General features: G+C 62.6%; 22 protein-coding genes and 1 pseudogene. 16 read left to right on the top strand and 7 right to left on the bottom strand.

Annotated elements, in window-relative coordinates; all coding sequences use genetic code 11:
• The first annotated feature begins 196 nt into the window (after positions 1-196).
• The 7 genes from VMJ11_RS31355 to VMJ11_RS31325 all read left to right on the top strand — a co-directional run bounded on the left by VMJ11_RS31355 (position 197) and on the right by VMJ11_RS31325 (position 7,052).
• The gene (locus tag VMJ11_RS31355) at positions 197-541 is read left to right on the top strand and encodes a hypothetical protein (RefSeq protein ID WP_325624824.1); all 345 of its coding nucleotides are present in this window, start codon (positions 197-199) and stop codon (positions 539-541) included.
• A gap of 178 nt (positions 542-719) precedes the next feature.
• Positions 720-1,850, top strand: coding sequence for a porin (locus tag VMJ11_RS31350; protein ID WP_325624822.1), 1,131 nt, complete (start codon positions 720-722; stop codon positions 1,848-1,850).
• Between the two features lie 29 nt (positions 1,851-1,879).
• Positions 1,880-2,254, top strand: coding sequence for a BON domain-containing protein (locus VMJ11_RS31345; protein WP_325624820.1), 375 nt, complete (start codon positions 1,880-1,882; stop codon positions 2,252-2,254).
• Positions 2,255-2,733: 479 nt separating this feature from the next.
• A complete protein-coding gene (locus tag VMJ11_RS31340; RefSeq protein ID WP_325624818.1) occupies positions 2,734-3,948 on the top strand; it encodes a DUF3500 domain-containing protein in 1,215 nt (404 codons plus the stop codon).
• A gap of 158 nt (positions 3,949-4,106) precedes the next feature.
• Positions 4,107-5,264, top strand: a complete 1,158-nt coding sequence (locus tag VMJ11_RS31335; RefSeq protein WP_325624817.1) for a Re/Si-specific NAD(P)(+) transhydrogenase subunit alpha — start codon at positions 4,107-4,109, stop codon at positions 5,262-5,264.
• A 12-nt stretch (positions 5,265-5,276) separates the two neighbouring features.
• On the top strand, positions 5,277-5,597 hold the full coding sequence (locus VMJ11_RS31330; RefSeq protein ID WP_325624816.1) for an NAD(P) transhydrogenase subunit alpha: 321 nt from the start codon (positions 5,277-5,279) through the stop codon (positions 5,595-5,597).
• Positions 5,598-7,052, top strand: coding sequence for an NAD(P)(+) transhydrogenase (Re/Si-specific) subunit beta (locus VMJ11_RS31325; RefSeq protein WP_325624815.1), 1,455 nt, complete (start codon positions 5,598-5,600; stop codon positions 7,050-7,052).
• Positions 7,053-7,187: 135 nt separating this feature from the next.
• Here the strand turns inward: VMJ11_RS31325 and VMJ11_RS31320 are convergent, their stop codons facing one another.
• Positions 7,188-8,111 carry a LysR family transcriptional regulator gene (locus VMJ11_RS31320; protein WP_325624814.1) on the bottom strand — a complete coding sequence of 308 codons (924 nt, stop codon included), beginning with the start codon at positions 8,109-8,111 and terminating at the stop codon, positions 7,188-7,190.
• Positions 8,112-8,253: 142 nt separating this feature from the next.
• Here VMJ11_RS31320 and VMJ11_RS31315 point away from each other — a divergent pair, with 142 nt between their 5' ends.
• From VMJ11_RS31315 to VMJ11_RS31305, 3 genes and pseudogenes are all read left to right on the top strand, one after another.
• Positions 8,254-9,189, top strand: a complete 936-nt coding sequence (locus tag VMJ11_RS31315; RefSeq protein ID WP_325624812.1) for a LysR family transcriptional regulator — start codon at positions 8,254-8,256, stop codon at positions 9,187-9,189.
• Positions 9,190-9,301: 112 nt separating this feature from the next.
• Positions 9,302-9,889 (top strand): hypothetical protein, encoded by a 588-nt coding sequence (locus tag VMJ11_RS31310; RefSeq protein ID WP_325624811.1) that lies wholly within the window; start codon positions 9,302-9,304, stop codon positions 9,887-9,889.
• A 107-nt stretch (positions 9,890-9,996) separates the two neighbouring features.
• A pseudogene (locus VMJ11_RS31305) lies at positions 9,997-10,089 on the top strand (glutathione S-transferase); the annotation flags it as partial.
• A gap of 94 nt (positions 10,090-10,183) precedes the next feature.
• Here the strand turns inward: VMJ11_RS31305 and VMJ11_RS31300 are convergent.
• The 5 genes from VMJ11_RS31300 to VMJ11_RS31280 all read right to left on the bottom strand — a co-directional run bounded on the left by VMJ11_RS31300 (position 10,184) and on the right by VMJ11_RS31280 (position 15,776).
• Entirely contained in the window at positions 10,184-11,362 is a 1,179-nt protein-coding gene (locus tag VMJ11_RS31300) for a porin (RefSeq protein ID WP_325624810.1), read from the bottom strand.
• A gap of 723 nt (positions 11,363-12,085) precedes the next feature.
• Positions 12,086-12,298, bottom strand: a complete 213-nt coding sequence (locus VMJ11_RS31295; RefSeq protein WP_414694532.1) for an acetyl-CoA hydrolase/transferase C-terminal domain-containing protein — start codon at positions 12,296-12,298, stop codon at positions 12,086-12,088.
• 229 nt (positions 12,299-12,527) lie between these two features.
• Positions 12,528-13,703, bottom strand: coding sequence for a porin (locus tag VMJ11_RS31290; protein WP_325624808.1), 1,176 nt, complete (start codon positions 13,701-13,703; stop codon positions 12,528-12,530).
• Positions 13,704-14,044: 341 nt separating this feature from the next.
• The gene (locus VMJ11_RS31285; RefSeq protein ID WP_325624827.1) at positions 14,045-14,656 is read right to left on the bottom strand and encodes a helix-turn-helix transcriptional regulator; all 612 of its coding nucleotides are present in this window, start codon (positions 14,654-14,656) and stop codon (positions 14,045-14,047) included.
• A gap of 142 nt (positions 14,657-14,798) precedes the next feature.
• Positions 14,799-15,776 (bottom strand): ornithine cyclodeaminase family protein, encoded by a 978-nt coding sequence (locus VMJ11_RS31280; protein ID WP_325624807.1) that lies wholly within the window; start codon positions 15,774-15,776, stop codon positions 14,799-14,801.
• 166 nt (positions 15,777-15,942) lie between these two features.
• Between VMJ11_RS31280 and VMJ11_RS31275 the strand changes: the two genes are divergently transcribed.
• Positions 15,943-16,752, top strand: a complete 810-nt coding sequence (locus VMJ11_RS31275) for an ABC transporter substrate-binding protein (RefSeq protein ID WP_325624806.1) — start codon at positions 15,943-15,945, stop codon at positions 16,750-16,752.
• Positions 16,753-16,796: 44 nt separating this feature from the next.
• The gene (locus VMJ11_RS31270; RefSeq protein ID WP_325624804.1) at positions 16,797-18,041 is read left to right on the top strand and encodes an FAD-binding oxidoreductase; all 1,245 of its coding nucleotides are present in this window, start codon (positions 16,797-16,799) and stop codon (positions 18,039-18,041) included.
• Positions 18,042-18,081: 40 nt separating this feature from the next.
• Here the strand turns inward: VMJ11_RS31270 and VMJ11_RS31265 are convergent, their stop codons facing one another.
• On the bottom strand, positions 18,082-19,650 hold the full coding sequence (locus tag VMJ11_RS31265; RefSeq protein WP_325624825.1) for a DHA2 family efflux MFS transporter permease subunit: 1,569 nt from the start codon (positions 19,648-19,650) through the stop codon (positions 18,082-18,084).
• 472 nt (positions 19,651-20,122) lie between these two features.
• On the opposite strand from VMJ11_RS31265, the gene VMJ11_RS31260 reads away from it, so the two are divergent.
• From VMJ11_RS31260 to VMJ11_RS31245, 4 genes are all read left to right on the top strand, one after another.
• Positions 20,123-20,335, top strand: a complete 213-nt coding sequence (locus tag VMJ11_RS31260) for a hypothetical protein (RefSeq protein WP_325624803.1) — start codon at positions 20,123-20,125, stop codon at positions 20,333-20,335.
• 68 nt (positions 20,336-20,403) lie between these two features.
• Complete coding sequence (locus VMJ11_RS31255) at positions 20,404-20,580, top strand: hypothetical protein (protein WP_325624802.1); 177 nt, start codon at positions 20,404-20,406, stop codon at positions 20,578-20,580.
• 109 nt (positions 20,581-20,689) lie between these two features.
• Complete coding sequence (gene tssF / locus VMJ11_RS31250; protein ID WP_325624801.1) at positions 20,690-22,615, top strand: type VI secretion system baseplate subunit TssF; 1,926 nt, start codon at positions 20,690-20,692, stop codon at positions 22,613-22,615.
• Between the two features lie 13 nt (positions 22,616-22,628).
• The coding region (locus VMJ11_RS31245; protein ID WP_325624800.1) for a type VI secretion system Vgr family protein at positions 22,629-24,369 on the top strand (1,741 nt) is incomplete at its 3' end.

Raw genomic sequence — 24,369 nt, 5'->3', positions numbered from 1 at the left:
CTCTCGGGCGAGGCTCGAGCGCGCAATTTCTCGCAGCAGTGGCCAGCAGCGGGAGCTTTGGCTTTACTGCGCTCGCGCATATGCCCGAAGACACGGTAAGCGACGAGCTTGCAATCATGCGCCGAGCCACGAATGGCCGGTTTGGCGCGAATCTGACGCTGGTCGTTGACCAGCGGCCGCTCGCGCGACAGACCTCGTGGAGACCGAGATCTTCGATCCGGGGTGGCGCGATTCTCCCCATCGGGTGGTGCGCAATTCCACGTACTCAAAATGGGAGGAGGCCGGTCGTCCGCCAAGCGGTCAGCGGCCCGGGGAAGGCGAGCAGATATCGCCTTTTCCAAATGGAGAACCCCTCTATCGCTATAGCGTTGCGGCACCATGGAAAACCATGGAGGACAATTGGGAGGCAAGTCCGCTCTATGCGGGCGCAACGGTGGAACTCATACACGACCTGAAGTCGGTTGCGGAAATCGTCGACGAGATCGAGGTAACGGCGGAGGCGGCGCTTGAAAGAACCATCGGCTATCGAATCGATCGGTAAAAAGGTCGAGGCGCTCCGTTCGAAGAAACCCGAGATAACCTGAACGCGTACGAAGCGTCACGACCGGTCCACCTGCAACATGCTTGAATAAGCCATTGATCTAAAAATAAGCACTGGATATTAAATAAGGAGAGTTTCGGGGATGATTTAAAAAATTAAATAAAGATCAGGAGACGATATGAAGTGGCATATCAAACTGCGTGGTGTGGCCGCGTTTTCTCTACTGGCTAACGTGGCGCATGCGCAATCCTCCATTACCTTATACGGCGTAATCGATAACGGACTCTTATATCAGAGTACCTCGGCCTTGTCCTTTTCGCCGAAGGCGCCCAACGACGGTTCAATATGGCAGGATAAAGACGCGGGGTTATACGCGAGCTTTTGGGGCATGAAGGGAGTCGAGGACATCGGCGGCGGATACAAGGTCAACTTCAAACTTCAGGGTGCCTATAACAGTACCAATGGCAAGTTCCAGCTATCCGACACGACGGGGGTGACAGCAATCTTTAATCAGGTGGCATCTCTCGGGATATCAGGTCCATTTGGTAGCTTTGATGTCGGGCGGCAGTACTCGCCGATGATCTACGCGATGGTGGACACCGACACCCGAGCGGGGGTGTATTTCGGCAGCATATTGACCGCATGGCTGTCGATGAATATAGCGGCAGGCTGGTCAGGAGCAAACTCGAATTTGCCGATCGGCGCGTTGTTCGACAGTAACGCTCTTGTTTACCAATCGCCCAAGTTCTATGGCGCATCACTTGCACTCGAGTATGCGCCGGGCGGCGTCGCGGGTCAGGCACAGGGCGGCACTCGTGAATCTGCTGTCATCAAGTATTCAAATTACGGATTGAACGTATCTGCGGTTTACTATAACGGCCACGATACGAATCCGACGTCGACGAGCGTACCGACAGGTCTCAACAACAACCGCTTTTACTATCTTGGTGCGATGTATCGATATCGGGGGATGTCGGTTTCTGCGTCCTACAGTGTTGGAAAGAATCCGTCAAATTCGGAACACGTCAATATCGAAATGATTTCGGGCGGGCTGGGTTATCAATTTGCCCCGTGGCTTTCGGTGACATCGGGTTATTACTATCTGCGTGATCGAAACAACACCGCCAATCATTCCAGTGCATATTCGGTCGGCGCGAACTACTACATATCGAAGCAAACCACTGCGTATCTGCAGCTTGGATATGTCGATAACAGGGGGACGATGGGCCAGTGGATCGCCTATGGTGCTCCAGTCGCTCCAGGCGTGTCGACGACGGAGGCGATGATAGGGATAAGAAAGTCATTCTGACTGACATCTTCGATCGAACGGATATCTCAATGAATAACCACGTGATTTCAAAAGCGCTATTGGTGATATTGCTTTCCGTCGTGTCGATCGGTGCGCGGTCACAGACGAGCAGGAATTCGGCGGCCCCGCCAGATCAAGTCGAATCCGTTTCGCAAAGGCAAACTGCCGGATCAGACTTGCGAGCGGATCGCGCCTTGAGAAAAAGTATCTACAAGGCGCTGGCAAAGCACGCGGAGATAGACGCCGGTGATATCAGCATTGTGGCGAAGAGCGGCGTCGTTACGCTGGATGGGACAGTGAGGGATGCGGGCCAGATTAGTACGGTGGAACGGATCGTCAGGAGTGACCCAAGGGTCTTCGCCGTGACAAACAAGCTAAGGGCCCAGCTTCCGTTCGAAGAATGAGCAGAGAAGTAACGGCGTGCGTCACTCGCCGTCAGCGAGAAGGTCGGCGCCCGCTCGTGGCCGCTTCCCGCTCGAATTCCGTTTCGCTCATTGATTCGTAAAAGGTCTGTCGCTTCGGCAAGCCCGAGCGCGACGTCCCGGCTTGTGTCAGGCAGCCGGCCAGGAGATGGCTGATGGGCGGGGATACAGGACAGGTGTGATTATCCAGCAGCGCCTGAGGGTCTTTCCACCCATGGCGTGTTTATTCCGGCGCCTGTGGAGGTTATCTTCACCATACCTTGATGGCGGTACACGAGACCGCCGTCGTTTGAGCCGGCGAAGCGATCGATTCGATACGGGTGCTTGGGTCGTTGGCATGTGCAATTCTGGACAGCGCGGCCGCTGAAGCGAAGCCGTATTGCTCCAGCGTTTCCTTCGGTACGAGGGTGGTTCTATCCGGCTTGCCATGGTGGCGGCCAAACAACCGCGAGGGCGATGAAATGGCAGGAGAGACGAAAAACTTCGGACTACGAAACTGGCCGCCGGCGCCGGCGATCCGCCCGTTCGAGTTGACGGCGCGCCAGCAGAAGCTGGTCGATATGGCACGGGCGGGCCTGGCCGAGCCGTTCCGCGGGATAAGCCACCCCGGTGCGCTGGCCGACGGCCTGGTGCCGCCCGCAGCCACCGGCGCCTCGCTCGCCCCTGTGGTAAATGCGGCGCGCGCCTTCGTCGCGAGCCTCGACGCCGACCAGCGGCGCGCCGTCTGCCTCGCAGTCGACCACGAAGCGTGGCGGCAGTGGTCCAACTTCCATCCCTGGCTGATACCGCGCAATGGGATCTGCCTTGCCGATCTCGGCCACAGCCAGCGCGAGGCGGCGTTGGCGCTGATGCGCGAGACGATGAGCGAAATGGGTTACGAGACCGCGCGCGACGTCATGCGGCTCAACGAGCACGCGCTCGAAATCACGGGGAAGCCAGAGGAATACGGTGAGTGGTACTACTGGATAAGCATTTTCGGGACGCCGTCGGCGAGCGAACCCTGGGGCTGGCAGATCGACGGCCACCACCTCAATATCAATTGTTTCATGCTCGGCGATCAGCTCGTCACGACACCGATCTTGATGGGATCGGAGCCGGTCCTGGCGCGGTTCGGCAAATATAGCGGTCTGCGTGTCTTTGCTGCTGAGGAGGAACAAGGCCATGCGCTGATGCGCGCGCTGTCGGCCGAGGCGCGGCAGCAGGCGACGATCGGCATGGAGCTGCCGTGGGAAGTGTTCGCTGGTGCTTACAACGATAACCGGCATATCGAGCCGGTCGGTATCCGTTACAAGGACCTGCCACAGGAAGGCCGCGAGCGTCTCGAGGCGCTGCTGGCGACCTATGTCGGGTACATCCGCCCCGGACATTCCGAACTGCGCTGGGCCGAGGCCAGGCGCCACCTGGGCGATACGCTGTTCGCCTGGATCGGGCCGTTCGACGATACCAGCCCGTTCTACTACCGCATCTTGAGTCCAGTGATCCTGGTCGAGTTCGACCACCAACCTGGCATCGTGTTCGACAACGACAAGCCGTCCCGCGATCACATCCACACGCTCGTGCGCACGCCGAACGGCAAAGATTATGGCAAGGACCTGCTACGCCAACATTACCTCCAGTGGCATAGAGACGACCATGCAGCTCACACGCACTCGCACACCGAGCAGCGGGACGCGTGATAAACCGCTAGATTTCCGGCCGGTCGCCAAACGAGCCGAGGATCGCTTGATGTCTTTGCCGGAGGGCGGGCTGGGGTCGTCACGACACTGGGCGAGTGCGAGCATACGCGTCATTTTTATTCTCACTTGTTTCGTTAACCTAACGGAATAAATTCGAAATGGACATCGGAATACCCGCCGAAACACAGGCAAACGAAACCCGCGTGGCCGCGACCCCGGAGACGGTCAAGAAGTATGTCTCGCAGGGGCATCGCGTCACGGTCCAGAGAGGCGCCGGCACGGCAGCGAGCTTTCCTGATGAGGCATACGAGGCGGCTGGCGCGGAACTCGCCGACGCCACAGCGGCCTTCGGCGCAGGCGTCGTGCTCAAGGTCCATGCGCCTGCGCCGGCCGAACTGGCGCTCATGAAGCGCGGCGCCGTGCTGGTCGGCATGCTTGATCCATTCGACGCGGAAAACACGCGCAACCTTGCCGAAGCGGGCCTGACGGCGTTCGCGCTCGAAGCCGCGCCGCGCACCACGCGCGCGCAGAGCCTCGACGTGCTCTCTTCGCAGGCCAACATCGCGGGCTACAAGGCAGTGCTGGTCGCATCGAGCCTTTATCCGCGCTTCTTGCCGATGCTCATGACCGCCGCCGGGACGGTCAAGGCGGCGCGCGTGCTGATTCTCGGCGCGGGCGTGGCAGGCCTGCAGGCAATCGCGACGGCCAGGCGTCTGGGTGCCGTGATCGAGGCTTCAGACGTGCGTCCGGCGGTAAAAGAGCAGATCGAATCGCTGGGCGCGAAGTTCCTCGACGTGCCTTTCGAAACGCAGGAGGAGCGTGAAGCGGCGGTGGGCGTGGGCGGCTACGCGCGGCCGATGCCGCCTTCCTGGCTCACTCGACAATCCGCGCTCGTGCACGAGCGGGCAAAGCAGGCCGACATCGTCATTTCCACCGCGCTGATTCCGGGCCGCGAGGCGCCCACACTGCTGCCCGCCGAAACCGTACAGGCAATGAAGCCGGGCTCCGTGGTGGTCGACCTGGCGGCGGGCCGCGGGGTCGTCGCCGATCCTGCCACAGGGCGGCGCGGCGGCAACTGTCCGCTGACCGAGCCAGGCAAGGTGGTGCTCAGGCACGGCGTGACGATCGTTGGCTACACCAACCTGGCGTCGATGGTGCCCGCCGACGCTTCGGCGCTCTACGCGCGCAACCTGCTGGACTTCCTGAAGCTGATTCTCACGAAGGAAGGCGAGCTGAATATCGACACGGCCGACGACATCGTCGCGGCGACACTCCTCACACGCCACAGCGAAGTTGCGTGCGAGGTGGAACGATAAAGGAGAACGGCGATGGAAATCGTCAACCATACAGTCATCAATCTGATCATCTTCGTTCTCGCGGTATACGTCGGCTATCACGTGGTCTGGAATGTCACGCCCGCGTTGCACACGCCGCTCATGGCCGTAACCAATGCGATCTCGGCGATCGTGATCGTCGGCGCCATGCTCGCCACGGGTCTTACCGTCGGCTTGCCGGGCAAAGTCTTCGGCACGCTCGCCGTGCTGCTCGCGGCCATCAATGTGGTGGGCGGCTTTCGCGTCACGCGGCGCATGCTCGAGATGTTCCGCAAGAAGGAACCGAAAAAGGCTGCCGTGAAGGAGGGTGCATAAATGAGTGCGAATGTGGTTACGTTGCTTTATCTGGTGGCGTCGGTCTGCTTCATCCAGGCGCTCAAGGGCCTGTCGAATCCGAAAAGCGCGCGCGCGGGCACCGTGTTCGGCATAGTCGGCATGGTCATTTCAATCCAGACGACGCTGGGGTTGATCGTGATCGAGTCTGCCCAATTGGGCTCGAATCTCAGGCTGGGGCTCGGACTGCTCATTGGTGCGCTCTTGATCGGTGGCCGTCTCGGTGCTTACGTCGCGAAGCGCGTGGAGATGACGAAGATGCCGGAGCTCGTCGCGGCCATGCACTCGCTGATCGGCCTGGCGGCGGTGTGCATTGCCTACGCGGTTGTCTCGGAACCGGCTGCATTCGGGCTGGTTGCGAGGGATGCGCCGTACCCGGGCTTCCTGCCGTATGGCAACCGCATCGAGCTTTTCATCGGCACGTTCGTGGGTGCGATCACGTTCAGCGGCTCCGTGATCGCGTTCGGCAAGCTCGCCGGGAAGTACAGGTTTCGGCTCTTCCAGGGCACACCTGTGGTCTACGCAGGCCAACATCTGATCAACCTCGTGCTCGCGCTCGGCATGATCGGCTGCGGCGTGCTGTTCTACCTCACGCAGTCGTGGCTGCCGTTCATCGTCATGACGGCGATCGCGTTCGTACTGGGCGTGCTCATCATCATCCCGATTGGCGGCGCGGACATGCCCGTCGTGGTGTCGATGCTGAACTCGTACTCGGGTTGGGCGGCAGCGGGCATCGGTTTCTCGCTGAACAACGCCATGCTGATTATCGCGGGGTCGCTCGTCGGTTCTTCCGGCGCGATCCTCTCGTACATCATGTGCCACGCGATGAACCGCTCGTTCTTCAACGTGCTGCTCGGCGGCTTTGGCGGCGAGACGGGCGCGGCGGCGACGGGCGGCGCGCAGGACCAGCGGCCGGTGAAGTCGGGTTCGGCCGACGACGCCGCGTTCATGCTCGGCAATGCCGAATCGGTCGTGATCGTGCCGGGTTACGGTCTCGCGGTGGCGCGCGCACAGCATGCGCTCAAGGAACTCACCGACAAGCTCGTGGAAAAGGGCGTAGAAGTACGCTACGCGATCCATCCGGTGGCGGGCCGCATGCCGGGTCACATGAACGTGCTACTCGCGGAAGCCGAGGTGCCCTACGACCGCGTGTTCGAGATGGAGGACATCAACAGCGAGTTCGGCCAGACCGACGTAGTGCTCGTCCTGGGCGCGAATGACGTGGTGAACCCGGCGGCGAAGAACGATCCGAAGTCGCCGATTGCGGGCATGCCGATCATCGAGGCGTACAAGGCACGTACGGTCATCGTGAACAAGCGCTCGATGGCGGCTGGCTACGCGGGGCTCGACAACGACTTGTTTTACATGGACAAGACGATGATGGTGTTCGGCGACGCGAAGAAGGTGATCGAGGATATGGTGAAGGCCGCCGCGTGATGAGCGGCAGCGCGCAAACGCTGGCGGCGCTGAAACTGGGCTGGATGTTTTAGCGGGATGTTGTTGCGTTGCCGCCCTGGCGCGAGCGCCTCGGCGGCAACTCGTTTCCGTGCGGCGACGATGATAACGGTCGCCTTACCAGCCCGGCATCGCATCAAGCCATCGCTGCCCGTCCGCAAACCGCTCGACCAGCATATCGAGGAGCAGCCGGACCTTGGTGCTCAACTGTCGGCGATGGGGATAGAGCGCGACGATTTCCAGTTCCTGGGTTCGGTAGTCGGGTAGCAGCGGCACCAGCACGCCGGAGGCGAGAAGGTCGGAAACGACAAACGGGGGGCACAGGCACACTCCAAGTCCGGCAGCGGCAGCTGCGCGCAGCACGGCAATGCTGGCGGTGACAAGGTTGCCTGACACGCGGGTGCTCGTTGGATTGCCGTCAGGGTCGACGAAATGGAATTCGTCGCGGTAGATCGAATGGGCGTAAAGCAGGCAGTTATGGTCGGCCAGGTCGGCCGGGTTGCGGGGGCTGGCATGCGTTTCGAGGTAGGCGGGCGCGCAGCACAGCACATAGTTCCATCTCGCGAGGGTTCGTCTTATCAAAGTCGAATCAGGCGGTGATGCCGGCATGATCGACAGGTCGAATCCCTCCCGCGCAGGGTCGATGGGTCCGACCATGGCATCGGTCTGGAAATCCAGCGAGACATCGGGGTAGTCGCCGGCGAAGCGGGTGGCGATTGGCGCGACGGACCGCTCCAATGCCTGGTGGCAACGCAGCCGCAGCCGGCCGCGTGGAGTGACCTGCAACGCGCTGGTAATCTCGTCGGCTTCCGCCAGCTCCTGCAAGATTTGCGAGCAGCGCTCGTAATACTCGCGGCCGATCTCGGTCAGGCCGACACTGCGTGTGGTGCGGTTCAACAGACGCACGCCGAGGCTGTCTTCGAGCGCCTGAACGTGGTTGCTGACCGTCGTTGTCGACAGATCGAGGCGGCGCGCCGCCGCGGTGAAGCCGCCGCTCTCGACGACGCGGACGAAGGAGGTAACACTGGCCATCCGATCCATGCGTTTCCTCGAATTATCAGGCTGCGGTTGAGAGAGTCACCGTAAGTGGTGGGTGAATCTTAGGATTCGCCAATATATACTTCCAATACAAATATTGGCCACCTAATATAGCCGTGTGGCTATGATTTAGAAGGCAGGCGGTATGCGCACGTTCGACCCTTATTTCACGTTGCAAAAGCTCGAAGTGTTCTGTCTCGTCGCGGAACTGCAGAGTGTGACGCGCGCGGCCGACCGGCTCTGCGTTGCGCAGCCGGTCGTCACGGCTCATCTGCGCAGCCTGGAGACAAAGCTCGGTGTGTCGCTCGTCAAGCGTCTTGGCCGCAATATCGGTCTCACCGAAGCGGGCGAGCGCGTGTACAAATGGGCCAATGATGTCCTCACGCGCACGCGCGAGATGGAGCGCGAGTTGTCGGGGCTCGGGGAAGGCCCGACCGGCAGCGCAGTCATTGCCGCGTCCATGACGCCCGGCTCCTATCTGCTGCCGGCACTCGTATCGGACTTCTACGCAGCCCATCCTGAGGGGTTGGTCAGTATCGAGAGCTCGAACCCGCAGGCGGCGCTGGATGCGGTACGCACCGGCGCGTGCGATTTTGCGGTGCTCGTCATGCAACCGTCCGAGAACCACGATGGTCTGGCCGTGCACATGTTGTGGGAAGAAGCGTTGCTGCTGGCAAGCGCGCCAGGCAGCAAGCTGACCGGCGCCGTTGCGCAGCCCCGCGATCTGGCCGAACTGCCTTTCATCAGCGCGCCACGCCATATCGTGCGTCGCGAACTCGAGGAGGCGCAACTGCGCGCACAAGGAATCCATACCCGCAACGTAATCCTCGAGTTCGGGCACCCGGAATCGCAGAAGTACGCGGTCAAACGCGACCTGGGCTTGTGCTTCTTTCTCGAATCCGCGATCCGCGCGGATGTCGAATGCGGCGACCTGCAGGTCGTGCAGACGCCCGGGCTGGAGATGTCGGTACCCCTTTTTCTCGTTCACCGCCGCGACAAAGTGCTGTCGCCATTCCAGCGGGCACTGATGGAACACATCATGGCGTTTCGGCCTGCTGTGGGACCGCGGATGGCGCGCTGATATAAAAGGCGTCTGCCCCGGGGCTCAAGAACCCTTCAGGCTTGCCGATAAAACACTGTACGGGCGTTATTCGGCGCTTCCGTGCCCTTGAGCTTACGGCGAGAAAGATCCCATGCAGATTCAACCCACGACTGCGGTCACGGCCGCTTACGGCAACGGCACGGGCAATGCATCTGCCTCGAATGCGGCGGCGGGCGCGCAGACCTCGACGAGCGGCGCGAACAACGGCGCTTCGTCGGGCGCGGCATCGTCGAATGCGAATGGCAGCAGCGCGACGGCTTCGGCCAACGGGTCGAGCGGTGGAACGTCGTCCAGTTCGACGTCGAGCGCTTCGGCATCTTCCGGTGCGCGCGGCGCACGCGGTGGTGGAGGCGGTGGTGGCGGCTCGGCGTCCTCGAGCAGTTCGTCGACGAGCGAAGTCGATGAGTTGAACGCGCTGATCGCTTCGCTCGACGCCCAGCTTGCGCAAGTGTCGTCACAGGCTTCCGGCGCGGCCGCGCAGGGCTCGAACTCGAGCGAAATCAGCCAGATCAAGGCGCAAATACAGAGCGCGCAAAGTGCGTTGAGCTCGGCATCGCAAAGCTCGGACACCAGCCAGATCGGCCAGATCGCAATGCAGCTGGAAAGTGCGCAGAGCACGTTGGCGCAGTTGATGGTCGCGAGCGGCAATACCACGGGGCTGCTTTCGGCGACTGCGTGACCGAATCCGGGGTGCGTTGCTGTGCTCGATTCGATCAACGTGCCCTCTGTCAAATGGAGCGAGGAGCGCCGTTGCCAAGATAGCCGGCGTGAACCAGGAAGCCTCCATTGCCAAATCCAACGCTGTGCCTCTACGCCGACGCGCAATATGCCAGTGCCTGCGCCATGTCGGTTTTCGTGGCGTTGCAGGAGAAAGGACTCAGGTCGGCGGTGGCTTTCCTTGGATCGGCCGCCGCTCTGAGATGCGCCCGCGAAGCGGCGCTCGGCAAGCCAGGCAGATGGCGGGAGGCACCTCCTAAAAGCGGTGCCGCAGACCGACAGCTGCAACGAGCTGGTCAGGCCCAGACGCACGAGAGAAGTTGGCGATCTGTGCGCCCTGAATGCCCGTCCCCTGGAGCTGGTTGGCGCGCTGATAGATAGCCTCGGCATATACGTCGGTACTGGGTGACAGGAAATACGAGTTGACGATGCCCACCTGATGCCACTTCGGATAGCGCAGTCCAGTGGGCGTCGAGAAGCGGCCGAGCGTAAATGTGTAGCCCGCGGAAACGTCCCACTGGGGCGTAAAGGAGTAGCGCACGTTGACTTCGGCATTGTCGAAGCGCACGTCGCCGCCGGGCAGACTGATCGCCGTATCGACAACGTTGTTGATCGAGGTGGCGTTGGCGAGGCGCGTTTCACTCAGGACGAGGCCCGCCGCGCCGGGGCCGAAGTGGAACAGACCGCCCGCCGCCCAGGTGCGCTGGCGGCTCGCGTTGAACGGTGCCCCCGCAGGCTCGGCCCCGCCCGTGTTCGCGGTCGCGACGTTCGACGGGTTATTGAACTGAAAGTAGCCCGCGCCGAGATCGAGATTGCCATACTGATACGCGGCGCCGAGACTGTAGGCACGGTTGTCGTCGAAAGCGCCTGCCTGATTCGAAAAGCCATAGAGGGCACCGAACTTCAGGCCACCTATCGTCGGGCTCACGTATTTGACTGAATTGTTGACGCGAGCCCAGTTGTCGAGATTGTCGTTATCGAAGACATGCGCGAATGCCGTGCCGCCATATCGTGTCCCGCCGAGCGAAATCGGCTCCACGAACTGCACGACCTCGTCGAACTGGCGCCCCAGCGTGAGCGTGCCTTTCGACTGCGACGCAAGCCCCACCCATGACTGGAAGCCGAACATTCTGCCCTGCTGGGAAGCAGTCCCCGTCATTACGGCGAATCCGTTGGCCAGCATGAAGATGCCGCTCAGGTCGCCGCCAAGCGGTTCGTTGCCCGACAAGATCCAGCGGCTTCCGTTAATGTCGCCGCTCTTTGCCTGCCACACGCTGGCGTGGCCTCGCGCGTTGCCTGCGTCGCTGACGTAGGCAATGCCGGCATCGATGACCCCGGAAAGCTGGGCTGAACTCTGCGCGTTGGCAAGCGGGATCGCAAGCACGATTAGTAGACCTGCGTATTGAAATGCCGGGTTGGCGTTCGTATTTTTCATGTGATTTATAGTTTGTGTATATTCAACAAATTTAAGAACTACGGAAAACAAATAACGGAGGCGAATATATAGATTGACGTTGATGGAACATGGAGGTGCGCAACGGACGTCCATTACGGGAATGGGATTGATGCGTCGGGTATGTATATTGATTACGCCTCATGTGGCGAAATAGCACGCGCCATGGAAGAGACTTTTGCAAATCTCCCGGCATTCCCTGTCGTGCCCAATGGGATGGCGGGGAGCGGGCATTCGCTTATTTTTCTTATCTAATTCGATATTGATTTGTTGACGCGCGGTACTGGATCGCGTGGCAAGTCCACATGATCCATAACGTGCTTTGGTAGCGACTCAAGTGATGCTATAGGGAATGATTGCGCATGCCCGAACACGGCAATCGACGGTCATGCAGATTCGATCTTGAGCGGTAGCTGCCTCGGTTACGTGCCGCGCTGGCTCCAGCGGGCCCGCGGGGCGGCAGCGGCAGGATGTAATGAGCAAAAGCTGAATTCGACGTCACCTGAATGTGCAGCGTTTGCGCATGGGGCTAGTCCAGCAAGGCGAGCGCACGTCTTCTCGAACCAGACGAACGCATTAACGGGTTGAAGGTATTCGTGGGGCCGGTTAGCCATCGCAAACCGGAAATTCAACACCAGACCGGCCTGACTCAATTGAAGTTTCAGGTGCTGGCAGAAGATTGAAGGGGTATTGCCGTGCCGCCCGTTACCTCGCGTCTCCCTCGCGCGCGGCCTTCTCCAATGCTTCGCGAAACCGGGGATGGGCGAGCATGGTCAGAACGCGCAGCGTCTTGCCTTTCAGGTCGGTCAAGCCGCACTCGGTGACCACGGTGTGGGTGTCACTGGGCGGCGTCGTAACCGGCCCATCAAGCACCGGCACGATTCGCGAAACTTGCCAAGGGCGGCTGTCGAAGGGCACGCGATAATCGAGCGGCCGCGCTTCGAAGCATTGGCGCCACGCACGAGGTCGAGTTGGCCGGCCGCTTCGACGCTGCGGCGCCCCTCGCGGGCTGCCACAGCGTCGAGCGCCCGCTCGATCGGGTCGTGAAACAGGCTGACGGGACGAATGCGGTCCGCGAGCGCCGCGCGCAATACGGACACACTCGTGCCTCCGACGCGCGGACTGCATCGGAGGGTGCCGCAAGTCTTTAGAACATCTTGCGCAGGCCGACTGCCACGCCCAACTGGTTGGTCCGTCCAACTTCGTTGGTCGGAACGCCAGCCGCATTGATCGTCCCCGGATAGTCGGCGGCGAAAGCGCCCGTGCCGCGTGCGAAGTCCGTGATGGCGTAGATTTCCGTCTGCCTCGAGAACGAGTATTCGGCGAGGATGCTGGCCGATTGATTCACGCCCGTGCCGAGCGAGCCGTCGAGTCGTTCGGCATTGCGCGCGTGGCCGTAGTAGTAGGCGAACGTGAACAGCAGCGGAGCGGTGGCTTGCCAGTTCGCGCCGACATAGAACGTGTCGTCGATGCGGTTGGGGCTGGTACCCTTCAGCGTCGGCGCGCCGGATTGCTGCATGTTAATGTCGGTCAAGCCAGTTTGATCCTGCCCGCGCAGCCAGCCGGCCAGCAGGCGGACATCCTTGGTGAGCTGATACGCGCCGCTGATGTGCAAGAAGTTGGTCTTGCCGCCATTGATTGCGCTGCCGACGTTGCTGCCGACCGAAGTGCCGGTCGCGGACGTCGGCACGGAGACCTGCTGGAAGCCTGCGTTGAGCATGGCAGGGCCGTACGTGTACGTGAGTTCCACGGCGTAGGTGGAGCCGATGCCGAGCGAGCCCGGCTGGTTGCTGAAGCCGTAAAGGGCATCGACGGCCAGGTTGTCGAAGGAGCCCTTGTACTTGACCGAATTGTTGACGGTCAGGTAACTGCCGATGCCGTTGTACATCCAGCTGTTTTGCCAGTAGTTGCCGACGGTCAACGGGTCGAAGACATCTCCCAGCGTGTCGTAGGCGGGCGCATATTGGCGACCGAAGGTCAGCGAGCCCCACTTGTTGTTCGACAGACCCACATAGGCTTGTCGGCTGAATAGTGTGTTGGTTTCGTGCAGTTGCCCATTGAACGCTTCGAACCCGTTTTCGAGGCGGAAGATGGCGGTCCAGCCGTCCCCGAGATCTTCACTGCCGCGCAGGCCCCAGCGGCTGTGGGTTTCCGGGCCGGACGTCATGGAGACCAGGTCGCTGCCGCCCGCGGCGGCGTTCGTCTGGTATCGGATGGCGTTATCGACGAGCCCGTAGAGCGTGACGGAGCTTTGTGCGAATGCCGGCGACGCAGCAGCAGCGAAAAGTGCACCCACGGCACCGGAAATGACGACTCTTTTCATTTTCTACCCACGATGATTAACGAATATATTCTCCGCATTCCGAATTAATCGGGCTGCGGGCCGCAGGATAGCCTGTCGCATTTTTGGCTGATAGCCTTGGGCGGGCGGTGTTGTTTATTTACTAGAGCTCAATGAGCCTGTGTCACGTCGAACCCCGCGAATCATAAGGCTTTTGTGGATTGATTCTTTCTTGGGAAAAGTCTCTTCTAATTTTCGTGGGTAATTCGGCCTGCGTTTTCCCGCACACGTTCGTGCGATTCGTTTTTGTCGGTATGCGTTAAATGCGTCGTTTCGAGAGGTGCTTCACACGCGTGCCGCGAGCGCAACCGGGCCGTCGTGCGTCATTCGGCGTCCGCTTTCATCTCGCGCAGATGCTTGTAGACCGTCGCGCGCCCCATGCCCAGCACCTTCGCCACGTAGTTGGCCGAACTCTTGCCCTTGAACGCCCCTTCGGCATAGAGCGCCTCGACCAGTTCGCGCCGGTGCTCGCGCGTGAGCGAATTGAGCGCGATCTGGCGCTCCCGCAGCCAGCCGTGCAGGAAGGTGTTGATGCGCTCCTGCCAGTCGTCCCTGAAGAGCTCCTCGGGCTGCGCGATCACGCCCGCGCCGCGCAGGAACAGGTCGAGCGTGGCCCGCATGTCCTCGAACGCCGCGATATTGAAGTTGATGCACATGACACCGGCGGCGCGCCCTTCGTCGTCGAAGAGCGCCGTGCTGACGCAGCGCATGCGCCGTCCGTCCCAGTTCACTTTCTCGTAGGGGCCGAGCAGCTTATTGCGCGTGGTCTCCTCGACGTCTTCGAGCGCTGCGTCGTCGCCGATCTCGCGCTTCGAGAGGTTGTTCGACAGGTACGCCACGGTCTGATCCGATAGATCGTGAATCACGACTTCCGCGAACGGAAAGAACAGCGTCGTGATGCTGTCCGCCACATGCGCATAGCGCGCGAGCAGCATGTCGCGCGGCGTCTTCGGGCTGGCGGACTTTTTCGCGGCGGGGTTCACGCTGGCTTTGTCGATTTCGCGTTTGGGCATCGGGCTGGACCGTGGAGCGGCAGGAAGGACGTCGATGATACTGCGAGTCAGAGGCGCCCGGACATCAGCGCGCGTGGCGCAGATGCTCGTACAACGCATGGGCGACGGCCATGTCTTCGAGGCCGAGGCCGATCGAGCGGAAGAACGCATGGCGCGCGTAGCCCGGGCGCGGGCACGCTTCGTTGGCGAGTTCCGCGAGGTCGCCCGCGATCGATTCCGGCGACCAGCCGTGCTCGCGCGCGGCCAGCACCATTTCGCCCGCGCTCTGCGGCGTGGTGTGGCGATAGTCGCAGTAGACGTCGAGCGAAGGCAGTGCGGCCGGGTCGATCTCATGCGCCTGCGCGACGTTCGTGCTGATCGAGGTGATGAGCGCGGGCTTCGTGAGCGCGTCGAGCGCGAGCACGGGCTGGCCCGACGAGGTGCACAGCATCACCACGTCGGCGTCCTCGACGCAGGCCTCGGTCGTCGCGGCCACGCTCGCGCGTGCGTCGAGCGCGTGGATGTCGGCCTGGCGCTGGGTGTCGGCGGCGAGCTTCGGCGAGTACACGCGAATGCTCTCCCACGCGCGCAGCGGCGCAACATGGCGAATGTGCGCGAGCGCGACGGCGCCCGAGCCGATCACGGCAAGGCGGCGCGCCTCGCGCGGCGCAAGCTGGTCGACGGCGAGCGCCGTGGTGCCGGCGGTGCGCTCGGTGGTGAGCAGCGCCGAGTCGCACCACATGAGCGGCTGGCCCGTGTTCATCGACATCAGCGCGGTCCACGCGGTGATGACGGGCGGCTGCCCGTTCGCGCCGGCGATGTACGGCGAGAGCTTCGCACCGAACACGCCGGCCTCGGCGAGCACGCCGAGATAGGTGATGAAGTCGCCTGCCTGCTTCGGAAACAGTGTGAGCGTCTGCGGCGGCTGCACGGCCTCGCCGCGGCCGAGCGAGGCGAACAGGCGGGCCAGTTCGCCTCGCACGTCGAGCCTCGGCAGGGCGGCGCGCACCTGCGCGGCATCGACGACGAGCGGAGCGGCGGTGGGTTGAGACGTCTCGTTCATGCGGGGACTCCAGATCTGGGTGTGGACATTTTTGTCCATTCTAGACTTTATTTTTATTTTTCGTCTATATTGCTCCTGCGGCCGCGGCCCTCGGAACCAGGGAAGAGGGCGCCGCACGGAGCGCATCGCGCTTGAACAGACACTTATTACGAATTGGGTGACGACGATGAAAACGAAGATGATCCGCTTCGCGGGTGCGGCCAGCCTTGCGTGCCTCGTGGGTACGGGGCTCGGACTGGTGGTGGGCGCCGCGCACGCACAGGACCCGAAAACGCTGCGCTTCGGCGTCGAGGCGTCTTATCCTCCGTTCGAGAGCAAGACGCCCTCGGGCGATCTGCAGGGCTTCGACATCGACATCGGCAACGCGGTTTGCCAGCATCTGCAGATGAAGTGCGTGTGGGTGGAAAACAGCTTCGACGGCCTGATCGCCGCGCTCGAGGCGCGCAAGTTCGACGTCATCAATTCGGCGATGAACATCACCGAAAAGCGACGCCAGCAGATCGCCTTCACGCCCGCCATCTACGTGATGCCGATCCAGATGGTCGCGAAGCGCGGCTCCGGCCTGCAGCCCACGGCCGCTAGCCTGAAGGGCAAGTCGATCGGCGTGCTGCAGGGCTCGACGCAGGAAGACTACGTGCGCAAGCACTGGGGCACGCAGGGCGTGAACATCGTCACCTACGAGAACCAGGACCAGATTTTCGCGGACCTCGCGGCCGGTCGTCTGGACGGCGCCGTGCAGGAAGTGCAGACGGCCACCGACGGCTTCCTCTCGAAGCCACAGGGCAAGGATTTCGACTTCGCGGGCGCCCCGCTCAAGGATCCTTCCACGCTCGGCGAAGGCACGGGCTTCGGCATGCGCAAGGACGACGCGGCGCTCAAGGCCAAGGTCGTGGCGGCGATCGATGCGCTGCGCCAGGATGGCACGCTCACGAAGCTGTCGATGAAGTACTTCGGCCGCGATATCGTCGCGAAGTGATGGTCCGAAGTGATGCTGATTACTTCGGATTCCAGAGCAGATTCATGAGCAAGGACGCAATCGTCCTCGGCGCGGGCATCGTGGGCGTGAGCGTCGCGCTGCATTTGCAGGCGCGCGGCGTGAACGTCACGCTCGTCGACCGGCGCGGGCCCGGCGAGGAAACCAGCCACGGCAATGCGGGGCTGATCGAGTCGTCGTCGGTGGTGCCGTATGGGTTTCCGCGCGACTGGCGCACCCTGCTGCGCCTCGTGCGCAACGACTCGACCGTGCTGCGCTACGACGTGCGCTCGCTACCCGCGTACGCGCGCTGGCTCGCTTCGTTCTGGCGCGAGTCGTCGCCGGCGCGTCTCGCGCAGGCCGCGCGAGACATGCTGCCGCTCATCGAGCGCAGCGTGGCCGAGCACGACGCGCTGATCGCGCGCGCGGGCCTGCGCGAACTCGTGCGGCCCACCGGCTGGCTCGAAGCGTGGCGCTCGCCCGCGCCGTTCGAGCGCGAAATGCGCACGGCGCAGGGCGTGGCCGATGCACACGGCCTTCACGTGCAGATGTTCGATGCAACGGGCTTGCGCTCGCTGGAGCCTTCGCTCGGCGAGGGCTACGCGGGCGCGATTCACTGGGTCGATCCCGCAAGCGTGGCGGATCCTGGTGCGCTGACGAAGGGCTATGCGCAACTGTTCCAGCGCGAAGGCGGTACGTTCGCGCGCGGCGACGCCCGCACGCTCGAGCCGCAAGGCAAGGGCTGGCGGGTGCAGACCGACGAAGGGCCGGTCAGCGCCGGGCTTGCGGTCGTGGCGCTCGGTCCGTGGTCCGATCTCGTGACGAGGCCGCTTGGCTACCGCGTGCCGCTGATGGTCAAGCGCGGCTATCACATGCATTACGCGAGCGAGGCGCGTGCGCCGCTCGTACGCCCGGTCGTGGATATCGAGGGCGGCTATGTGGTGGCGCCCATGCGGCGCGGCTTGCGGCTCACTACGGGCGTGGAGCTTGCCACGCGCGAGCGTGCGCCGAACCATGCGCAACTCGATGCGGCGGAGCGCGAGGCGCGGCCCGTGTTCGGCCTCGGCAGACGGCTCGACGACACGCCGTGGATGGGCCTGCGCCCGTGCACGCCCGACATGCGCCCGCTCCTTGGGCCAGCGCCGCGTCACGCGGGGCTGTGGTTCGCGTTCGGTCACAACCATCATGGGCTGACGCTCGGACCGGTGACGGCGCGCCTGCTCGCCGAGCAGATCGCTGGCGAAACGCCGTTTACCGATCCCACGCCGTACTTGCCCGCGCGCTTCGGCTAACCGTCGAAGCCAGCCCGGCGGCAGGGCGGCGCTGCGCAGGTCAGTGCGCGCCCGCTGCGCCTCCGCCACCGCCGCCTCTCGTCGACTTCGTGATCCAGATAAGCGGAATGATCGCGAGGAAGATGATCGCCGAGATATAGAAGATGTCGTTCAGGCCCATCATCGCGGCCTGCGTCGTCAGCTGGAAATCGAACAACGCGCGTGCGGAAGGCTCGCTCAGGTTCAGCACCGTCTGGGTCCGCTCGATCGCCTGGACGAAGGTCGGGTTGTTCACGGAGGCCTGCTCTGTGAGCCGCGCGTGATGCAGGATCGTGCGGTTGTTCCAGGCGTTCGTCGCGATCGAGGTGCCCACCGCGCCGCAGAACACGCGCACGAAGTTCGAGAGGCCCGCCGCGGCCGGCACGCGCTGCGGCGGCTGCCCCGAGAGGATGATGGCCGTGAGCGGCACGAAGAAGAGCGCCATCGGGATGCCTTGCAGCAGGGTTGGCAGCACGAGGTGGAAGGTGTCGATCTCGGTCACGTAGCGCGAGCGCATGAAGAACACCACGGAAAACAGGATGAACGCGAGCGTCGCGATGATGCGCGCGTCCGAGCGCGGCAAGATGCGCCCGACCACGGGCGAAAGCAGCAGCGCAAAGATGCCGAGCGGCGCGGTCACGAGGCCGGCATCGACGGAGCGGTAATTCAGGTACACCTGCATCCATTGCGGCAGCAGCACGAGATTGCCGAAGAACACGCCATAAGCCACGGAAATCGCAATCGTCCCGCCGAGGAAGTTGCGTTGCCCGAACAGGCGCAAGTCGACGATCGGGTGCTCCTCGGTCAGCTCCCACACGAGGAAGAACGCGAAGCTGATGAGCGCGACGATGCCGAGCGTGACGATCACGGGCGAGTTGAACCAGTCGAGGTCCTTGCCCTTGTCGAGCATGATCTGCAGCGAGGCGACCCAGGCAACCAGCAGGCCGAGGCCCACGACGTCGATGGGCGGCTTGCGCGTGGCCGATTCGCGGTGGCGGTAGATCGTCCACGTCACGAAGGCCGCGAAGAAGCCCACTGGAATGTTGATGTAGAAGATCCACGCCCAGTTGTAGCTGTCGGTGATCCAGCCGCCGAGCGCGGGCCCGGCGATCGGGCCGACGGTCGTGGTCATCGCCCAGAAGGCGAGCGCGGTGGCCGATTTGTCCTTCGGCCAGGAACCGAGCAGGATGGCCTGCGAGAGTGGAATGAGCGGGCCGGCCACGGCGCCTTGCAGCACGCGCGCGACGAGCAGGAACGGCAGGTTCGGCGCGATGCCGCACAGCCAGGAGGCCAGCACGAACGAAAGGATCGAGGTGACGAACAGGCGCACCTGGCCGAAGCGCTGCGTGAGCCAGCCGGTGAGCGGAATGGAGACGGCATTGGCCGCCGCGAACACGGTGATGACCCACGTGCCTTCATCCACGGATACGCCGAGGTCGCCGGAGATGGTCGGAATGGCGACGTTGGCGATCGACGTGTCCAGCACGTTCATGAATGTAGCCATCGACACCGCGATGGTTGCGAGTACAAGCTTTGTTCCATGGAGCGGAGGTGGCGGTGCAGCTTGGGTTTGCACGGAATTTACCTCTATTGTGTTGTGAGCGTGGCGGCGCGCACGGCACGGTGCAGACACGCAGGAGCCGGTGGCGGGGTGGCTGTACGACGCCATGAAACAGGCGCTCGACACGGTGCACGCGGTGTGCCGCGACGCCGGTTGTCCGCCCGGTGCGGATGTCGCGGTCTGGCTGCGCGAGCGGCTGAAAAATCATAGGGTGTGATTTTTACGGAGGTATTGCCGGGGCGCGCAAGCCCTATCATCAAACCGCGACTGCACTGCCATGTCGATGCCTCATCTTTTTTGTTCAGGCGAAGCTGTTTCATTTTGGGCGCACTCGGTGCGCCCTTTTTTCGTTGTGGACGGGAATTTATGCGATTCAGTTATCGTGAAATTATTGGTATGCAAACTATTGTCAGATCGGTTGATACCACACAAATTGCTCCGTATCGTGCCGACTAAGATAAATGATTCATTCGGCAGGAGGGGATGCATGTCCGGAAGTACCATGACCCATCGTTCACGCACGGTGCTGGATGCCGTGGGGCGTGCGTATCCCGACGCATGGCGTTCGATCGAGCAGAAGCGCAAGCGCCTGATCCTGTCCGGCAGGGGCGACTGGCCGTCATGCTGCTATGCGCCGCTGGAGTGCATCACGCCGCTCGCCACGGCGAACGGTTCTTTCCTGCCGATCATACCGTGCAGTTGGAGGTGGGCGTGAGGCTCGGCGCAGCGATCCGCGATGCGCAGGCCCGGTCGCATGCGGCAGACGCAGGGTCCGGCGCAGGTGTGCGTCCGCATGTCCGCCGTGCCCACTGGCATACGTTCCTGAGCGGTGCGCGCCTGCGCGAGGACGGCAGCGCCATCCCGTCATCGGCGCGCAGACGCGAACTGCGCTGGATGCCGCCTGTGCCGGTGAACGTGCGTGACCTGGATGCACTGCCCGCGGTGATCCATCCGGTGTAGCAGAAAATCACACCCTGCGATTTTCCGGACGGGCTGGCCATAGACCCGGTGAACCGGGCGGCAACAGGTGACTTGATGCACGGCACGGACTGCCGGGGAGTTTGACGCAATGGCGATGGACCCGGAATTCCCAGAGCGCTATGTGCACGAGCTGCGCTACATCACTGCCTTGTTCGGCGAGTTCGCGCAGGGGCATCAGAAGATCGCCGCGAGGTTTGGTGCCCAGGCCGGCGAGGTCCATGATCCCTACGTGGAGCGGCTGCTCCAGGGGGCGGCTTTCGTCAATGCGCGCACGTGCATGCAACTCGACCGCTGGCCCCTTGAGATTCCGCTGCGCATCCTGGAGGGCGTCAACCCGAACTTCGCTGCGCCGCAGCCGTCGATGGGCGTGGTGCGCTTCTATCCCGACGCCCTGGCGGCGCACAGCCCGCAGGGCCTCACCCTGCCGCGTCACACGATGCTTACGATGGGTGAGGCCGGGGACAACGCCACGATCTGCGAATTCCTCACGAGCCAGCCGGTCGGCATATGGCCGCTCGGAATTGAATACCTGCGATTCGCCGGCATTCCCCCGGACATTCCTGGCCTGCATCGTTACCTCCATAACAGCGATGACATGACGCTTGTGCGAGGCGCATTGCGCATTCGCCTCGCGACCCTCAACGGTACGCCGCTCGCCCGCCTCGACGGACTGGACCGTCTGCCTGTTTACCTGTGTGGCAAGGAAGCACTGGCTTCGCGCCTGTTTGAGCTGATCCACACCAGCGTGGTCGGCATGGTGATGGGCGTGCCGGGTGAGTTCGACAAGAGCGACCTGTACGGTGCACAGACCCCCGGCATGTCAGGCATGCGGGTGGAGTACGAGGGGCTGGAGCCTGACGAAAGCCTCCTGCGTCCGGTGCGACCGAAGTTCCACGGCCAGATGCAGGTCCATGAACATTTTGCGCTGCCGTCCCGGTTCTGGTTCTTCACGCTCACGGGTCTGGCGGCGGGCCTGAAAAGGATTGAGGGGCCGGAAGTCGAGATCGTGCTGCTGCTCAACCGCGAAGTCGCGGCGTTCGACCAGCAGGTCGATGCGTCGCAGCTTGCACTTTTCTGCACACCCGTGACCAACTATTTTCCGGTCACGACGGCGCGGCTCGATATCAATCCGCAGAACGCCGAGCACCGGCTTGTGCCCGTGGTGGACAAACCGGATGATTACGGGGTGCATTCGGTCGATTTCGTGGTCGGTCAGGTGGACGAGGACTCGGAGCACATTCCCTTCCGTCCGCTTGACGCGGCCCTTTCCGACAATACGCGCCGCAGCCCGCGCTACTTCTCGCTGCGGCGTGAGCTGGAACTGGTCGGGGACAACGAACGGCGGTACCACACCCTTCAGCAGTTTGTCCGCACGCACACGTGGCTGAAACTGCTTGACTCCGCACGCGAGCCGGACGGCAGCGATATTCACCACCTCACGCTGCACGCCTGGCTGACCAACGGCGACCTGCCCTGCGTGCTGCCGCGCAATGGCGTGAACGACCTGATCGTGAAGGACGCGAAGTCCGTGGCGACGGTCGGGTTCGTGCGCGGGCCGACTGCGCCCAGGCTGCCGCTGGCCCACGGAGCGAGCGGCGATGCTGCCTGGGAGCTCGTGCGCCAGCTTCAACTGGAACTGGCGGTGTTTGACGACGAGTTTCACGAATCGTCGCCGGGCGAGGGCCTACGCCTGATGCTGCGCCCCTACCTGGGTGCTGGCGAGCCAGTCATGGCGCGTTTCCTCGACAGCCTTGTCGGCGCAAGCGTGAAACCGGTCTATGACATGCACCGCTACGGCAATGACGTGATGCCCATGCGTGGCCTCGCGGTCACGCTGACGTTCGATGAGGCGGTGCTCGACGGCTGGTCACCCTTCACCTTTGCGCTGGCGCTGGAGCGCTATGTCGCGCGCCATGTTTCACAGCATTCCTTTACCCGCACCACGCTCTGCACGAAGCAGCGCGGGGTGGTGTTTACCTGGCCCACGCGTGAGGGTACGCGCGGGGTTCTCTGACGGAGGTTGACGGATGGCATGGAATACCCAGCCGCGCACGCTGGAGGTGACGGGCGACGCGCTCCCGAAGTACTTCGACAGGCCGGTCTTCGAGACCGTGCGCCTGAGCGGCGTCGAGAAGCTCGGCAGGCTCTACGACTACTGGATCGATGTCCAGACGATCGAAGACATCCACCTCAGTCGGGTGCATGAATACGTCGATATCAACAAGCTGGTCGGCAAGCGCATGACGGTGAAGATTGCCATCGAGGGTAGCGGCACGGCGGGCGGTGAGGGCGGCGCAAACGTCGGGGCTGACGTTCGCGAACTGACGGGCGTGATTGCCGAGGCACACTCCGTCGGATCAGACGACCGGCGTGCACATTACCGCCTGCGCCTGCGCCCCATGCTCTGGCTGGCAAGCCTGAACCGGGAAAACCGGATATTCCGCGACAAGAATGTACGGGAGATTTCCGATGAAATCCTGAAGAAGTATCCGCTGACCGTCCGTTGGCGGCTCGTCGGTGCGTTCAACGGCAACGGCCCCTACCCGAAACGGGACTACCAGCGGCAGTACTGGGAGTCCGACTGGGACTATCTGAACCGCCAGTGGCAGGAGTGGGGTATCACGTTTTACTTCAATGGCGACGAACTGGTGCTGATGGATAACTCCGGTTATCCCCGGCATGGCGCAGCCTATGCCACGATCCGCTACCTCGACCGCAGCGGCCAGCGTATCGACGAAGAGCATATCCATAAACTGGAATATGCGCGTGCGTTGACTACCGGCAAGGTGGCGGTGATCGACTACGACTACACGCGGGCCACGGCGCGGTTTGGCCGCAGGGTGTCCAACTACCGGGATGCCGCGAACGACAATGCCGAGGAATATACCTGGGCAGATTACGCGCAGCCGCTCCAGGGTGCGATGGGCCTGAATGCAAAGCCCAACAATGACGAGTTCGAGGCCGACCACCTGGCGACCGTGCGCGCCGATGCGCACCGTAACAAGTCACTTGTCATCAAGGGTACGGGCAACCTGCGCGGGATGACGACCGGTCGGAAATTTGTGCTGGAAGGCTATCCGGTTGCCCCGGTCAACCAGAAGTATCTGGTGACGGGCACGAAGATCGAGATCGTGAACAACGACTCGGTCACGCAGGGCGGCGGGTTCAAGCGCGAGTACACGTGCAAAACGAAATTCACGGCGCAGCCATCGCAGCATGTATTTCGCACGCCGCTGAAGGCGGTCAAGCCCCAGGCGTTCGCGGAGAAGGCCATCGTGACGGGCCACGACAACGTCGGGGTCACGACCGATCCGATGGCGCGCGTGCGTGTCTGGTTCGTGTGGGACCGGGTAAACAAGCGCGACGAGAACGCGTCGTGCTGGGTGCCGCTCTCGCAGATGTGGCAGGGGCAGCGCTACGGGGGCATGTGGATTCCGCGCGTGAACGATCACGTGTACATAGGATACCTGAATTCTGATCCCGACCGGCCCTTCATCCTCGGCAGCCACGTGACGGATCGCAATGTGGCACCGTGGGACCTGTACGCGAATCATGCGCTCTCGGGCTGGCGTAGCCAGGACCTGGGCGGGTATGGCAAGGGGTCCAACGCGGTGGTGACGGACGACACGCCTGGCAAGCTCCAGGTGCAGGTCACGAGCGACTACGCCAACTCACGCGTCGTGGCGGGCTACAACACCCGTATCGATGGTGATAGGGGACGCACGGAGGCGCGCGGCGAGGGCATTGAGATTGCCACCGATGCCCACG

This window comes from Paraburkholderia sp., from assembly GCF_035501035.1.
Classification (GTDB): domain Bacteria; phylum Pseudomonadota; class Gammaproteobacteria; order Burkholderiales; family Burkholderiaceae; genus Paraburkholderia.
The sequence above is the reverse complement of the archived record's forward strand: the minus strand, read 5'-3'. Positions and strand labels throughout refer to the sequence as shown.